Here is a 14,202-nt window from a genome sequence, read left to right on the forward strand (position 1 = left end):
CATCCCGCCGCTGAGCACGGGCCGGCGCGGTCGACCGCGCCGACGCCCCGACAAGCTGCACGCCGACAAGGCCTACGAGGCCAAGGCGCGCCGCCAGGAGTGTCGGGCGCGTGGGATCGTCCCACGCATCGCCCGCAAAGGCATCGAGAGCAGCCAAAAGCTCGGCCGCCACCGCTGGGTCGTGGAGCGCACTCACGCTTGGTTCAACCGCTTCCGCCGCCTGCCCGTCCGCTACGAGCGCCGCGCCGACATCTACGACGCCTTCACCACCCTCGCAGCCAGCCTCATCACCCTCAACCAGATCAGACGGTTCTGTTAGGCGCTCTTAGTGTCTCTCACAAAACTCCCCCTGCGCCGTCGCGCCCGGAGAGGACACCGGCTGTGAACGGGAGTTTTGTGAGGCACTCTTAATTCCTGCCTTCCTTCGGCAAGATCGGGCATACGCCGCTTATCGCCGATACGATTCGATTTACCCTTGGAGGCAGGGTGCCGATGCAAAATCGGATCACCGACCCGGCCGCCGCGCGAGGCATCGAAGACCAATCGGCAGGGACAGGCCAAGTCGCGCAGCTCATCAGCGCCGTTCATGGAGAGGAGTGGGTGGCGATGCCCGCCGTGGAGAAGCTGACGCTCCACAAAGATTTGGGCGCCGAAAATGCTGCCCATCAGTCCGCTCGCTTGAGGAGCGCCCATTTCTTTGCCGAGTTGCCGGTAGCGCTTCCACGCGCGATCGCCTCCCTCGAAAGCCGCGGTACGCCCCTGCTGCACGACTAGGTCGATATCGCCGACCGCCTCCACGGCTGGGTCGAGCATGCTCCCGAAAAGCCAGACCTCCCGGATTTCGAAAGGCAGATCGCTCCGTGCGTTCACGGCGGTGCAGGCGTCGAGGAAACGATCCAGAATGCGTTGAGCCGCCGCCTTCGGCGTTCGCTTCCTGGCCCCTGCCCCGGCGAGGGCGAGGCCGGCTTCGATCAGGCCGTCTTCGGGCGGGCGATCTTCCATCTCCTCAGGCCCGAGAAGCCCACGGTCTCGCAACTCCTCAAGCAGCACCATCGCTGTGCGCGGGTCGAGATCGACGGCCTTGAGCTCCGCGATCCGCCAGATGTCCGAGCGATTGCCGCGGTGCCACGCCTTCAGCAGATTGCGCACCTTGATGAGCGGCACGTCGAGGAAGGTCGCTCCCTTGCCGATTGTGGCGCCCATGGGCCAGCCTCACACAGCCTGTGAAGCGCATCACATCGCGCGCCGCAGCCGAGGATAGCGGCACGGCGAATTCCGTTTGGATGGATTTCGCATGCCCCTGGTGAACCCCCGGCCAAAAATGGCAGCAGGAAAAGCATTCTCAGAGTTGCCTGAAAACCGTTCCGGTCCAACGGTTTGAAATGGTCGGAGTGGCGGGATTCGAACCCACGACCCCTAGTCCCCCAGACTAGTGCGCTAACCGGGCTGCGCTACACTCCGACGCCCCAGAGGGCTTGGCGCTCTTAGCTTTCCGGCCACGCCCGCGCAACCCCTTTTCCGGGATCTTCGACCGCGCGCGGTCGGAACGGCGTCCGTCCCTCCGACGATACGCCCTTCGCGATCCACCGGGGCGGCCCGCCGCACCCGGATGACCGCCTCGTCCGGCGAGGGCATGGCCCTCCCCTCGCCCGAGGTTTGCCCAGCCCTCCTCTGAATGCATCCCGCGACACGGGCGCCGTGCGGCCCGCTTGGTGACGGCGCGCACCCGACGGGTTCGTGCGAGCGGATTATTTTTTAAATATAAATGCGTGACAATTCGCACTTTCAAAATAGTTCTCGAAGAAATACGCTCTGTTTGTCAGAGAAAAACGAAAAATAAGTTCAGGTTTCAGGGATTAACGAGGAAGGAAGCGTCATGAAGGGTATCGTTGCTTTCAGTGTTCTCGCGATGGTCGGCCTGCCGTGGGCGGCTCAGGCGGAGTCCGGCAGCGGCAGCCGTCAGGCGGCCGGTGGCGGCTTCATGAGCAGCTACCAGGACGACCCCTACCACGACCCCCGCTCGCTCCACTCGCAGCGGGCGGGCACCGGTCAGATCCTCGGCGCGCCCATGCTGAGCGAGAATGCCGGCGTCAAGGGTGGCCCCGTCCGCTCGGCGATCCGCCGCGGCGATGTCGATCCGAACTGGGCGACCACCGGCAGCGTGCCGAAGAAGCGCCGCGCCACTCGCTGAAACGTCGTCCCGGCTCGATGATCCGGGCGGCGCGGCTCGAGAGGCCACGCCGCCCTCCCCGCCTCGCTCCGCTCGGAGCCGCGTCCGACCACGTCGGGGCGGGGCGCATCTTCAAGTCCCTGTCGTGACGGGCTTTCTGTCGACGAGGCGATCTTCACCTCGTCGGAAGGCGCTCCCGCGCCTGACCGTCCCGGACCGATCCGGAGACGCGATGCCCCATGCCCGGGATTCCTGCCGCGCCGAAGACTCTGCCTGTCCCGTCGGCTCGTGATCGAGCGGGCCCGGCCTTCCCGCGTCCCGAACATCGAAACCGCCTGCGGCGGGACTGACCATCGGCCTGCCGCACTGGAAAAACCTCGGTCGTGGCAGCGCCCTGTGCGCGGACGACCTCGCAGAACGAGGATCGGCGTGGACGACATCATTCAAGGCATCTCGAACTTCCGCGGAAGCGTGTTTCCGGGGCAGCAGCAGATGTATCGGCAACTCGTCCGCGACGGGCAGCAGCCGCAGGCGCTCATCATCGCCTGCGCGGATTCCCGCGTGTCCCCTGAGCACATCACCCAGTCCGGCCCCGGCGACCTCTTCGTCTGCCGCAACGCCGGCAACATCGTCCCGCCCTTTAGCCAGCAGAACGGCGGCGTCTCCTCGGCGATCGAATACGCCGTGGTGGCGCTCGGCGTGCGCGACATCGTCATCTGCGGCCATTCCGATTGCGGCGCCATGAAGGGGCTGATGAAGCCCGAGGCGCTCGCCGCCATGCCGAACGTCGCGGCCTGGCTGCGCCACAGCCATGCGGCGAGCCAGATCGTCTGCGAGGCCTATCCCGCCGGGATGGACCCGAAGGACCATCACCGGGCGCTGGCGCTGGAGAACGTCGTCGTCCAGCTCAGCAACCTGCGCACCCATCCGAGCGTCGCCGCCGGCCTCGCCAAGGGCCAGCTGCGCCTGCACGGCTGGTTCTTCGAGATCGAGAGCGGGCAGGTGCTGGCCTATTGCGGCGAGGAAGGCCGCTTCGTGCCGATCGATCAGGCCGGCGACATGCCGGTCGCCCAAATCCCGGTCGCTCACAAGCCGGCCCAGCGCATCGCCGCGCCCGAGATGGCGCATGCCGCCGTCGCGGCAGAGTGAGGCACGGGCCATGCGCGCCTCCCTCTCGCGGCTGATCCCGCCGACCCTCGCGCGGGACCTGCCCGCCTCCTTCGTGGTCTTCCTCGTGGCGATGCCGCTCTGCATGGGCATCGCCATCGCCTCCGGTGTCCCGGCCGAGCGCGGCCTCATCACCGGCGTGATCGGCGGCGTCGTCGTCGGCTTCCTCGCCGGCGCCCCGCTTCAGGTCAGCGGCCCCGCCGCGGGGCTCGCCGTCATCGTGTTCGAGTTCGTCCGGACCCACGGCATCGACGCCCTGGGGCCGGTGCTCGTGGCGGCGGGCGCGATCCAGTTGCTGGCGGGTTTCCTGCGCGTCGGCGGATGGTTCCGGGCGATCTCGCCCGCGGTCGTCCACGGCATGCTCGCCGGCATCGGCGTGCTGATCGTGCTGGCGCAGATCCACGTGCTGACCGATGCGCTGCCCAAAGCCAGCGGCCTCGACAACCTCGTCGCCATCCCGGCGGCCTTCTTCAACTTCGTCTCCGGCGAGGGCAACCGCTTCGGCGCCATCGTCGTCGGCCTCGCCACCATCGTGACGATGATCGGCTGGGAGAAGATCCGTCCGGCCCGGCTCAAGCTCCTGCCCGGCGCCCTCGTCGGCGTGGTCTCGGGCACGCTGGTGGCGGTCGTCGGCGACCTCGCCGTCAAGCGCGTCGAGGTGCCCGAAAACATCCTCTCGGCCGTGGCCCTGCCGGGCGCGGGCGACTGGAGCCGCCTCACCGAACCGGCCATGATCGTCATGGCGATCACGCTCGCCGTCGTCGCCAGCGCCGAGAGCCTGCTCTCCGCCGCCGCCGTCGACCGCATGCATGACGGCCCGCGCACCCAGTACAACCGCGAACTCGGCGCGCAGGGCGTCGGCAACGTGCTCTGCGGTCTCGCCGGCGGCCTGCCGATGACCGGCGTCATCGTCCGCTCCTCGGCCAACGTCCAGGCGGGCGCGGCCACCCGCGCCTCGACCATCCTGCACGGAAGCTGGATCCTCGCCTTCCTGCTCGTCCTGCCGATGGTGCTCAAGCTGGTGCCCACCGCCGCACTCGCCGGCATCCTCGTGGTCACCGGCTGGCGCCTCGTCAGCCCGGCCCATGCCCGGCACCTGCTCCAGCGTTACGGGATCGCGACCGCCGCGATCTGGCTCGTCACCCTGGTGATGGTGGTCGCCACCGACCTGCTCACAGGCGTGCTGATCGGGCTGGCCCTCAGCCTCGTCCAGGTGGTGCCGCATCTCCTCAAGGGGCGGCTCAAGATCGAGGGCGGCGCCGCGCAGACGGTGCAGGGCGGGACGTTGCAGGCGGTGCCGGAGCTGCGCCTCTCGGGCTCGGCCACCTTCCTCCAACTGCCCCACCTCAACGAGGCCCTGGAGCGTACCCCCGAAGGCAGCCCCGTGCGGCTCGCCGCGCAGGACCTCCATCACGTCGATCACACCTGCCTGGAGATGATCCAGGAATGGGCGGCCCGCCGCGCCAAGGCCGGCGCCCGCGTCGAGGTGGTCGGCGGCGGCGGCGGATTGAGGAACAGCCTCGCCATGGCGGCGCATGCCGCGCCGAAGGACTGAGCCGGAGATGAAGAAGGCCGGTGTCGCTGGGCGACACCGGCCTTCTTCGTGTCAGGGCTCTGCCCTGACCACCCGCCGAAGGGCTTGCCCTTCGGGAACCCATGACCTGAATTCGATCGGCTTGCCGATCGCCCCCGCGACTGCGGGGCGGCGGTCGTCTGCCGAACGCCCCGAACCCGACCATCGGTCGGGTTCGGGGCAACCCATCAAGGGCTGCTGACGCGCCGCGCGGCTTCGAAGCGGTGGAGGAAGCGGGGTTCCTTTTCCGGGGCGATGCGGATCGTCAGCGCGATCTCGCCGCTGTCCTCCGCCTGCCGGTCCAGCACCTCGGCATTCTCGTAGAGCCAGTTCAGCGCCGCGCCGTCCTCCGGCGGCAGCGTCAGCGCGAAGGTCGAGCGCGCACGCGCCACCTGCCCCTCGATCCGCTCGGACAGGGCCGGCAGCCCCTCGCCCGTCAGCGCCGAGACCAGGATCGGCGCCGGTCCCGCGCCGCGATGGGCCGAAGCGAGGTTGAGCAGCCGGGTGCGCTCGCCCTCGTCCAGGAGGTCGGCCTTGTTCCACACCTCGACGATCCGCTCGGCATCCGGTTCGATCCCGAGTTCGCGCAGGACCTGCTCCACGTCCTCGGCCTGGGCCTGGGTGTCGCCGTGCGAGACATCGCGCACGTGCAGCAGGATGTCGGCCTCGATCACGTCCTCCAGCGTCGCCCGGAACGCCGCGATCAGCGAGGTCGGCAGGTCCGAGATGAAGCCCACCGTGTCCGACAGGATCACCGTCTCGCCATGCGGCAGCTTGGTGGCGCGCGCCGTCGGGTCCAGCGTCGCGAACAGCATGTCCTGCGCCTTGACCTCGGCTTTCGTCAACGCGTTGAACAGCGTCGACTTGCCCGCGTTCGTGTAGCCGACGAGCGCCACGATCGGGTACGGCACCCGCGCCCGGCTCTTGCGGTGCAGGCCGCGGGTGCGCGCCACCGCGTCGAGGTCGCGCTCGATCTTGGTCATCCGCTCCTGGATCATCCGGCGGTCGGCCTCGATCTGCGTCTCGCCGGGGCCGCCGAGGAAGCCGAAGCCGCCGCGCTGCCGCTCCAAGTGGGTCCACGACCGCACCAGCCGCGACTTCTGATACGCCAAGTGGGCATGCTCGACCTGCAACGTGCCCTCTCGGGTCGAGGCGCGGCGCCCGAAGATCTCGAGGATCAGGCCGGTGCGGTCGATGACCTTGGTGCCCCAGGCCTTTTCGAGGTTGCGCTGCTGCACCGGCGACAGGGCGCAATCCATCACCACGAGGCCGATCTCGTCGGCCTTGACGAGGCCGGCCATCTCCTCGACCCGGCCCTTGCCGAGGTAGGTCGAGGGCCGGGGCCGCTGCACGTGCACGCCGATCGCCTGCGCCACGTCGAGATCGATCGCGGCGGCCAGACCCACCGCCTCGTCGAGCCGCGCGTCGTCGGAGCGGGTGTTCTCCGGCTGGCCGGGGGCGAGGCGCTGGGCCACGCGGGTGAGATAGGGGCCGACCACCAGCGTGCGGGTCGAGGCGGCGATCTCGCCTTCGGGGGCGGCCTGCCGCTGGAGTCGCGCTTCGCCGGGCGTCTGAAGTTCTGTCATTCGGGCCTCTCGCCGGTCAACTCGCCACAGCGAAGCCGGCTCCGTATTCGATCGATGCCAAGAGAGATCGCGCCGGAATGCGTCTCGACAGACGCCGTCCCGGTCCGGAGCGCAGGACCACGGGGCATCCGCACCTCATCGCCCACGCGGCGGATGAAAGGCGCGAACCCGTGGTCGTCTCCAACGCAAGCGATCAAATCATCGTCGTCAGGCCCGAACGCTCAATCTCGAATCATTCGCGGAAGGCGGATCTTACGCCTTTTCGGGCGCGGTCTCGTCCGGCTCGAACAGCTGCACGGGATGGCCCGGCATGATCGTCGAGATCGCGTGCTTATAGACGAGCTGCGAATGGCCGTCGCGGCGCAGCAGCACACAGAAGTTGTCGAACCACGTGACCACGCCCTGCAGCTTGACGCCGTTGACGAGGAAGATCGTCAGCGGAATCTTGTTCTTGCGGACATGGTTGAGGAACGTGTCCTGGAGGTTCTGAGCGCGCTCGCCCGCCATTTTCTTATCCTTGTTTCGCCACCGGCGCCGCGGGAGCACCATTCGGGCGTCACGGCGCGTAACCGCCCGCATCGCCCAAGACCGCTTCCCCAAGCCGTCCTATTACAGGGCGAAGCTTCTCCGGACGCAAGTCTTTCCTCGCGCCGGAGCGCCGCCATACCCCTACGGCGTGCGGGTCGGCGTCCGGTCGAATCGTCTCAGGGGCCGATGCCCAGGGACTTCAGCTTCCGGTGGAGCGCCGAGCGCTCCATGCCGATGAACTCGGCGGTGCGCGAGATGTTGCCCGAGAACCGGGCGATCTGCGCCACGAGATATTCCCGCTCGAAGATCTCGCGGGCCTCGCGCAACGCGAGACTCATCAGCTTCTCGCCGCCCGCCCCCGTCGGCGTCGTCGGCACCAGGGCGCCGATCTCGGTCGGCAGCATCTCGGAGGTGACCTCCTGCTCCGGGTCCGACTGGGTCAGGATCATCAGCCGCTCGACGTTGTTGCGCAGCTGGCGGATGTTGCCGGGCCAGTCGTGCGACTGGAGCACCGCCATCGCGTCCTCGGCGATGCGCCGCCGCGGCAGGCCGGTGGCGGCCGAGATCTGCTCCATGAAGAAGGTGATGAGTTCCGGCACGTCCTCGCGCCGCTCGGCGAGCGAGGGGATGCGGATCGGCACCACCGAGAGCCGGTGGAACAGGTCCTCGCGGAAGCGGCCCCCCGCGATCTCCTCCGGCAGATCGCGCGAGGACGAGGAGATGATGCGCACATCCACGTGGACCCGCGCCGTGCCGCCGACCCGCTGGAAATTCTGATCGACGAGGACGCGCAGGATACGGCTCTGCGTCTCCTTCGGCATGTCGGCGACTTCGTCGATGTAGAGGGAGCCGCCATGGGCCTCCTCCAGAGCGCCGACCCGCCGGACCCGGCCCTCGCCCGCCTCGACGCCGAACAGCTCGGCCTCCATCGTCTCCGGCGTGATCGTGGCCGCGTTGATGACGACGAAGGGGCCGCTGGCCCGCGCCGACGCCGCGTGCAGCGTGCGGGCCGACAGTTCCTTGCCGGCGCCGGGCGCGCCCGAGATCATCACGCGGGCATTGGTCGGCGCCACGCGCTCGATGGTTTGGCGCAGCTGGTTGACGGCGACCGATCCGCCGACGATGCGGCTCGCCTGGCCCGAGCGGACCTTGAGGTCGCGCACCTCGCGCTTGAGGCGCGAGGCCTCCAGCGCGCGCTCGGCCACGAGGATCAGCCGGTCGGCCTTGAACGGCTTCTCGATGAAGTCGTAGGCGCCGGATTTGATGGCGGCGACCGCGGTCTCGATGTTGCCGTGGCCCGAGATCATCACCACCGGCAGGTCGGGATGCCCGGTCTTGATCAGGTCGAGCACCTGCAGCCCGTCGAGGCGCGAGCCCTGGAGCCAGATGTCGAGGAAGACGAGGTGGGGCCGGCGCGATTCGATCGCGGCGAGCGCCTCATCGGAACCCGCGGCGGTGCGGGTGCGGTGGCCCTCGTCGTCGAGGATGCCGGCCACGAGGTCGCGGATGTCCGCCTCGTCGTCGACAATCAGGATATCGGCGCTCATGGCTGCATCTCCGCGACGCGTCGCGCTTCCATGGCGCCCTCCCTGTTCTTGTCCATCGTCGTCCCGTCTCGCGGCGCGCCCGCCGGGCGGTCCCGTTCCGTTCCGGCGCCCTCGCCGACATCCCGCGGCAGCCGCATGCGGACCTGTCCGCCGCGCCCCTCGGGGTTGTCGTTGAGCTCGATCCCGCCGCCATGCTCTTCGAGCACCTTCGACACGATCGCCAGCCCGAGGCCGGTCCCGCCCTCGCGGGTCGTCATATAGGGTTCGAGGAGGCGCTGGCGCCCCTCCGCCGGAAAGCCTTTTCCATTGTCGGTGACGTCGATCACCACGAAGGCGCCCTCGACGGTGAGCTTGAGGCTCACGCGGCCCTTGCCCCCGTCGGCGGTCAGCACCTCTTCGGGGACGGCCTGCACCGCCTCGACGGCGTTCTTGAGGATATTGGTCAACGCCTGGGAGAACAGCCGCACGTCGAAGGCCGCGACCACGCGGCCGCGCTCGTCCTCGCCCACCGTCTCGAACGGGAAGTCGATCTCGGGATGCGCCATGCGCAGCATGAACAGGTTCTGGCGGCCGATCTCGGCGAGATCCTGCTGGGTGATGGCCGGCTTGGGCATCCGGGCGAAGGAGGAGAACTCGTCCACCATGCGCTTGATCTCGTCGACCTGGCGCACGATCGTGGCGGTGCACTGCTCGAACACCTCCTTGTCGGCGACGATGACCTTGCCGTACTTGCGCCGGATGCGCTCGGCCGAGAGCTGGATCGGGGTCAGCGGATTCTTGATCTCGTGGGCGATGCGGCGCGCCACGTCGGCCCAGGCCGAGGTGCGCTGGGCGGTGACGAGATCGGTGATGTCGTCGAGCGTCACCACGTAGCCCCGCGCCTCGCCCTGCGCCTGCTCGCTCGTGACCCGCACCGCGATGGTGCGCTCGCGCCCTCCCCGCACCAGCTGGATCTGCTGCTGCAGCGCGCGGTGGCGCCCCTCGGCTTCCGGGAACAGGGCGGCGATCTCCGGCACCGCCTCGGTCAGCGGGCGGCCGATCAGCTCGGCGGCTGTCAGGCCTAGCGTCTTCTCCGCGCTCGGGTTGGCGATGGTGATGAGCCCGCCCGCATCGACGCCGAGCACGCCGGGCGACACGCCCGACAGCACGGCTTCCGTGAACCGGCGGCGGCGGTCGATCAGGTCGCTGGCCGCCTTCAGCCCGTCGTGCTGGCGGCGCAGCTCCTGCGTCATGGTGTTGAAGCTCTCGCCGAGATGGGCGAGGTCGCCGTCCGACTTTCTCGCAGGAACGCGGGCGTAAAAATTGCCGGCGGCGACCTCGTCGGCGGCGTTGATGAGGCGGCGGATCGGCGCCACGAACCGGTTGGCGAAGTTGAGCCCGAACCACACCGCCGAGAGCAGGGTGATCAGCGCGATCAGCACGAAGACCGAAGCGAAGGTGACCTGGATCGAGTAGCGCAGGTCATCGAAGGCGAGGTACTCGGCCGCCGCTGCGCGGGACACGCCGGGGAAGTCGATGGCGAGCTGGCTCACTTCCCGCTGCACCAGCAGCACGGCGTTGTCGTAGGCCGGCATCCGCAGCAGCGCGGCGAAGACCCGCCCCTCGTTCGGCAGCAGGCAGATCGGGTCGCTGGATTTCGCCGCATCCTCGAAGGCGGCCGCCGAGGGCAGCCGGGTCTGCTTCAGGACGTCGATATTGGCCCGCGCCACGACATCGTTGGGCCCGCGCATGATCTTGGCGATGGGCAGGCCGAGGGCCTGGGCCCGCGTCGTCATGAACGACTCGAACCATTCGCGGTTCACGTCGAATTGCGGGCGCGCCCGGGTCAGGTCGTCGGTGAGGATGCGGATCTCGCGGGCCAGCGACTGGCACTGGTTCTCCAGATGCGCGTCGGCGATCTGAACCGACTTGAGCACCACGTCGCGGACGCGATCGGTGAAGCCGAGCGAGAGGCCACGGTCGAGGGTAACAGTGGCCACGATGGCGAGCAGGATGGTCGGCAGGATCGCGATCAGGCTGAACAGGCCGACGATGCGGGTGTGCAGCCGCGCCACCGTCGCATGCGCCCGCCGCGCGTGCAGGAAGACGCGCGATTCCCAGGCGATGACGAAGACGAGGCACAGCACCAGGGCGACGTTGATCGCGAGCAGCGTGATGCCGGTGTTCTGCGACGGCGTGACCTTGATCAGCCCCGCCAGGATCAGGAAGGTGACGCTCGCCGAGATCAGCGCGACGACCACGACCGCGGCGCCGATCCAGCCGGGCCCCCGCGGCGGCGCGGTGAAGGGCTGCGGCGCGACCGCGCCACCCTCCGCGGACGGGGCGTCGGACGGCGTCTCTCGGTTGCGTCGCGACAGGAACGGCATCGCTGATGCAGGGCCACGACAGTGTGGCGAAATTAATACAAGTCGGGGCCAGGAAGGGGCTTTCAGCCGCCTCGACGCCCCACCTGTTTCCCACCCAACCCCCTCATCCTGAGGCGCCCGCCTCGGCGGGCCTCGAAGGAGGGAGTTGGGTGGGGTGAGTCGGTCGAAAAGACTTCTACAGCGGCAGCCACGTGTGTCCGTCGCGGGCGAGCAGATCGTCGGCCTCCTTCGGCCCTGCGCTGCCGGCCTCGTAGGGCACGACCGGCGCGTCCTTCCAGGCTTGCAGCAGCGGCTCGACCGCGGCCCAGCCCGCTTCGATCTGGTCGGCCCGCTGGAACAGCGTCGTGTCGCCCATCATGCAGTCGTAGATCAGCGTCTCGTAGCCGACCGTCGGCGACGACGCGAAGAAGTCGCCGTAGCGAAAACCGTTCTCGACCGGGGCGATGTGCATCTGCGGCCCCGGCCGCTTCACGTTGAGCGTCGTGGTCGCGCCGGGATCGGGGCTGATGCGCAGGCGCAGCACGTTGGGCGTCAACTCGGTGACGGGGGTGTCGGAGAACAGCCGGAAGGGCGGGGGCCGGAAATGCACCGCGATCTCGGTGTGGTGCTTGGCCATCCGCTTGCCGGTGCGCAGGTAGAACGGCACGCCCGCCCAGCGCCAGTTCTCGATCTGGAGCTTGAGGGCCACGAAGGTTTCGGTGCGGGAATTTTGGGCCACGTCCGGCTCGTCGCGATAGGCCTGCACGTCGCGGCCATCGACCCGGCCCGCCCGATACTGCCCGCGCACCGCGTCCTCGGGCCGGATCGGGCGCACCGCCTCGACGAGCTTGGCCTTCTCGCCGCGCACGGCTTCCGCGTCGAAGGAGTTCGGCGGCTCCATCGCCACCATGGCGAGCAGCTGGAACAGGTGGTTCGGCACCATGTCGCGCAACGCCCCGGTCGGCTCGTAGAAGCCGCCTCTCGCCTCGACGCCGATGGTCTCGGATGCCGTGATCTCGACGTGGCTGACATGCTCACGCCGCCAGACCGGCTCCAGCATGCCGTTGGCGAAGCGGATCGCCATGATGCTCTGGACGGTCTCCTTCCCCAGGAAGTGGTCGATCCGGTAGAACTGGCTCTCCTCGCCCTGCGCCAGGATTTTTGCGTTCAGGGCTTTTGCCGAGGCGAGATCGGAGCCGAACGGCTTTTCGATCACGACCCGGCGGAAGGCGCCGTCCGCTTGCTTCAGCAGGCCGGCCTTGCCGAGGCCCTCGACCACGGGGGCGAAGAAGCGGGCGGCGACCGCGAGGTAGAACACCGCGTTGCCCTGCACCCGCTCGGCCAGAGCCCGGTAGGTCGCATCGTCCGAAAAGTCGCCCTGCATGACGTGCAGGCGCTCGCGCACGAAGCCCCAGGCGTTTTCATCGATCTTGTCGGGGTGAAACTCGGCGGACGGGTCGTGAGTGAACGACGCCATCGTGTCGGTGAGGTCCTGGCGCCAGCCCTCGTCGGTGAGCGGGTTGTGATCGACGCCGAGGACCGAGAAGTTCGGGTCCAGCAGTCCGCCGCCCGCGAGGTTGTAGAGGGCGGGCATCAGCAGGCGCTTGGTCAGGTCGCCGCCCGCACCGAAGATCACCAGGGTGCAGGGCGGTGCCGGGGGGCTGACGGGCTTCTTCTTGTCGGTTGCGTCGGCCATGGGGCGGCTCCGTCGGGAAATGCCTCGACAACAGCCCCCGCGGAGGCGTGTTCCGGCATTGCTGCCCCGCTTCCCCCGCTACTCCTCGGTTCGAACCGCCTGTCCGCGATCGATCGGCAGGCGCGGGCCCTTCAGCTCCTCGCCGGTCGGCAGGGAGCGGGCGTCCCAGCCACCGCCGAGCGCGCGGATCAGCGCGACCGCCGTGGTGAAGCGGTTGAGCCGGATCTGGAGCGCGGTGACCTCGTTGTTGATCTGGAGCGATTGGGCGGTCACCACCGTGGTGTAGTTCTGCGTGCCGGCCCGGTATTCGTTGAGGGCGATCTCGACGGCGCGGCGGGCGGAGGCGACCGCTTCGTCCTGCTTGGCCTGCTGCTGGGCGAGGATGCGCACGCCGGCCAAACCGTTCTCGACCTCGCCGAAGGCGGTCAGCACCGTCTGGCGGTAGCTCGCCACCGCGGCCTCGTAGGCCGCGCGGGCCGATTGCAGCACGGCGGCCCGGGCGCCGCCGTCGAAGAACACCTGCTCGCCGGCGGCCGAGATCGCCCAGACGCGGTTGGCCGCCGAGAAGATGCCGTTGCTGGCAAGCCCCGAGAATCCACCCGACGCCGAGAGCGTGACGGTGGGGTAGAAGGCCGAGACCGCGACGCCGATCTGCTCGCTCTGCGACTGCACCAGCCGCTCGGCTTGGGCGATGTCGGGCCGCCGCTCCAGCAGGTCGGAGGGGATGCCGACCGGCACGCCGGGCGGGCGCACCGGCAGCGGCGCGAAGGGCAGGTTCAGCTCGGAGGGCGGGCGCCCGGTCAGGATCGCCACCGCGTGCTCGAAGGTGGCGCGCTGGAGATCGACGGCGATCAGGCTCGCCTGGGTCGTCTGCAACTGCGTCTGCGCCGTGATGACGTCGGAGCGCGCGGCCACGCCCGCATTGTACTGGTTCTCGGCGATCGCGAGGCTCTTCTTGAAGCCCTCGACGTTTTCCTGGAGGACGCGTTTCAGCGCATCGTAATAGCGCATCTGCAGGTAGGACGTGGCGAGTTCGGCCTGCAGGCTGAGGCGCACCAGGGCGAGGTCGGCGGCCGAGGCTTGGGCCGCGGCGACATCGCTCTCGATCTGGCGGCGGATGCCGCCGAACAGGTCGAGCTCCCAGCTCGCCTGCGCCTGGAGCGAGACGGTGGTGCGCTCGGTGCCGAGCGTGCGCGAGCGGGTGATGCTCGGCGCGCCGATCACCGTGGGGAACAGGGCGGCGCGCGCCTGGGCCACCAGGGCGCGGGACTGGTCGTAGAGGGCGACCTGGGCGCGCAGGTTCTGGTTGTCGACATCGATGGCGCGGATGAGGCGGTCGAGGGTCGGGTCGTTGAACACCCGCCACCAGTCGCCGCGTTCGGAGGCGTCGCTCGGGCGGGCGACGCGCCAGCCCTTCTTGGATTGCACGTAGGCGAGGCTGTCCTCGCGCAAACCGCCCTGCTTGAAGCCGAGCGGGGTCTCGACCGAGGGGCGGGTGTAGTCGGGGCCGACGAGGCAGCCGGACGCGGGCAAGGCCACGGCAGCCGCGAGGCTCAGCCGTATAAAGATCGAGCGCGCATCCCTCCCCCC

Annotated in this window: 11 protein-coding genes and 1 tRNA gene; 4 read left to right on the forward strand and 8 right to left on the reverse strand. The window is 69.0% G+C overall.

All coding sequences use genetic code 11. The annotated features are described in order from the left end of the window. Nucleotides 1–319, forward strand: a 319-nt coding sequence (locus tag BM140_RS19790; RefSeq protein ID WP_165616504.1) for a transposase, incomplete at its 5' end; no start/stop codon positions are given. Here BM140_RS19790 and BM140_RS19795 read toward each other — a convergent pair. Beyond that, complete coding sequence (locus BM140_RS19795; protein WP_091950309.1) at nucleotides 316–1,203, reverse strand: hypothetical protein; 888 nt, start codon at nucleotides 1,201–1,203, stop codon at nucleotides 316–318. The genes BM140_RS19790 and BM140_RS19795 overlap by 4 nt on opposite strands. Before the next feature lie 180 nt (nucleotides 1,204–1,383). Then, nucleotides 1,384–1,461: transfer RNA gene (locus BM140_RS19800), tRNA-Pro, on the reverse strand. A 415-nt stretch (nucleotides 1,462–1,876) separates the two neighbouring features. Between BM140_RS19800 and BM140_RS19805 the strand changes: the two genes are divergently transcribed. From BM140_RS19805 to BM140_RS19815, 3 genes are all read left to right on the forward strand, one after another. After that, nucleotides 1,877–2,191, forward strand: coding sequence for a hypothetical protein (locus BM140_RS19805; RefSeq protein ID WP_091950311.1), 315 nt, complete (start codon nucleotides 1,877–1,879; stop codon nucleotides 2,189–2,191). Nucleotides 2,192–2,599: 408 nt separating this feature from the next. Beyond that, complete coding sequence (locus BM140_RS19810) at nucleotides 2,600–3,319, forward strand: carbonic anhydrase (protein WP_091950313.1); 720 nt, start codon at nucleotides 2,600–2,602, stop codon at nucleotides 3,317–3,319. A 10-nt stretch (nucleotides 3,320–3,329) separates the two neighbouring features. Continuing rightward, on the forward strand, nucleotides 3,330–4,892 hold the full coding sequence (locus tag BM140_RS19815) for a SulP family inorganic anion transporter (RefSeq protein ID WP_091950315.1): 1,563 nt from the start codon (nucleotides 3,330–3,332) through the stop codon (nucleotides 4,890–4,892). Between the two features lie 206 nt (nucleotides 4,893–5,098). Here the strand turns inward: BM140_RS19815 and hflX are convergent, their stop codons facing one another. The 6 genes from hflX to BM140_RS19845 all read right to left on the reverse strand — a co-directional run bounded on the left by hflX (nucleotide 5,099) and on the right by BM140_RS19845 (nucleotide 14,181). Further along, complete coding sequence (gene hflX / locus BM140_RS19820) at nucleotides 5,099–6,496, reverse strand: GTPase HflX (protein ID WP_091950317.1); 1,398 nt, start codon at nucleotides 6,494–6,496, stop codon at nucleotides 5,099–5,101. 252 nt (nucleotides 6,497–6,748) lie between these two features. After that, entirely contained in the window at nucleotides 6,749–7,003 is a 255-nt protein-coding gene (gene hfq, locus BM140_RS19825; RefSeq protein WP_003600267.1) for an RNA chaperone Hfq, read from the reverse strand. A 197-nt stretch (nucleotides 7,004–7,200) separates the two neighbouring features. Beyond that, nucleotides 7,201–8,571: a nitrogen assimilation response regulator NtrX gene (ntrX, locus tag BM140_RS19830; RefSeq protein WP_056238111.1), complete on the reverse strand. Its 1,371-nt coding sequence runs from the start codon at nucleotides 8,569–8,571 to the stop codon at nucleotides 7,201–7,203. Then, nucleotides 8,568–10,937: a sensor histidine kinase NtrY-like gene (locus tag BM140_RS19835; protein WP_091950319.1), complete on the reverse strand. Its 2,370-nt coding sequence runs from the start codon at nucleotides 10,935–10,937 to the stop codon at nucleotides 8,568–8,570. The genes ntrX and BM140_RS19835 overlap by 4 nt, the downstream gene beginning before the upstream one ends. Nucleotides 10,938–11,112: 175 nt before the next feature. Next, complete coding sequence (zwf, locus tag BM140_RS19840) at nucleotides 11,113–12,612, reverse strand: glucose-6-phosphate dehydrogenase (protein ID WP_091950321.1); 1,500 nt, start codon at nucleotides 12,610–12,612, stop codon at nucleotides 11,113–11,115. Nucleotides 12,613–12,690: 78 nt separating this feature from the next. Continuing rightward, nucleotides 12,691–14,181, reverse strand: a complete 1,491-nt coding sequence (locus BM140_RS19845; RefSeq protein WP_091950423.1) for an efflux transporter outer membrane subunit — start codon at nucleotides 14,179–14,181, stop codon at nucleotides 12,691–12,693. Between the last annotated feature and the right edge of the window lie 21 nt (nucleotides 14,182–14,202).

Origin of the sequence: Methylorubrum salsuginis (assembly GCF_900114375.1) — a bacterium.
GTDB classification, from domain to species: Bacteria; Pseudomonadota; Alphaproteobacteria; order Rhizobiales; family Beijerinckiaceae; genus Methylobacterium; species Methylobacterium salsuginis.

Excerpts from the sequence above, each read along its gene's own strand:
- BM140_RS19795 (WP_091950309.1), bottom strand. The coding sequence starts at position 1,203 with ATGGGCGCCACAATCGGCAAGGGAGCGACCTTCCTCGACGTGCCGCTC.
- BM140_RS19805 (WP_091950311.1), top strand. The coding sequence starts at position 1,877 with ATGAAGGGTATCGTTGCTTTCAGTGTTCTCGCGATGGTCGGCCTGCCG.
- BM140_RS19815 (WP_091950315.1), top strand. The coding sequence starts at position 3,330 with ATGCGCGCCTCCCTCTCGCGGCTGATCCCGCCGACCCTCGCGCGGGAC.
- hflX (WP_091950317.1), bottom strand. The coding sequence starts at position 6,496 with ATGACAGAACTTCAGACGCCCGGCGAAGCGCGACTCCAGCGGCAGGCC.
- hfq (WP_003600267.1), bottom strand. The coding sequence starts at position 7,003 with ATGGCGGGCGAGCGCGCTCAGAACCTCCAGGACACGTTCCTCAACCAT.
- ntrX (WP_056238111.1), bottom strand. The coding sequence starts at position 8,571 with ATGAGCGCCGATATCCTGATTGTCGACGACGAGGCGGACATCCGCGAC.
- BM140_RS19835 (WP_091950319.1), bottom strand. The coding sequence starts at position 10,937 with ATGCCGTTCCTGTCGCGACGCAACCGAGAGACGCCGTCCGACGCCCCG.
- zwf (WP_091950321.1), bottom strand. The coding sequence starts at position 12,612 with ATGGCCGACGCAACCGACAAGAAGAAGCCCGTCAGCCCCCCGGCACCG.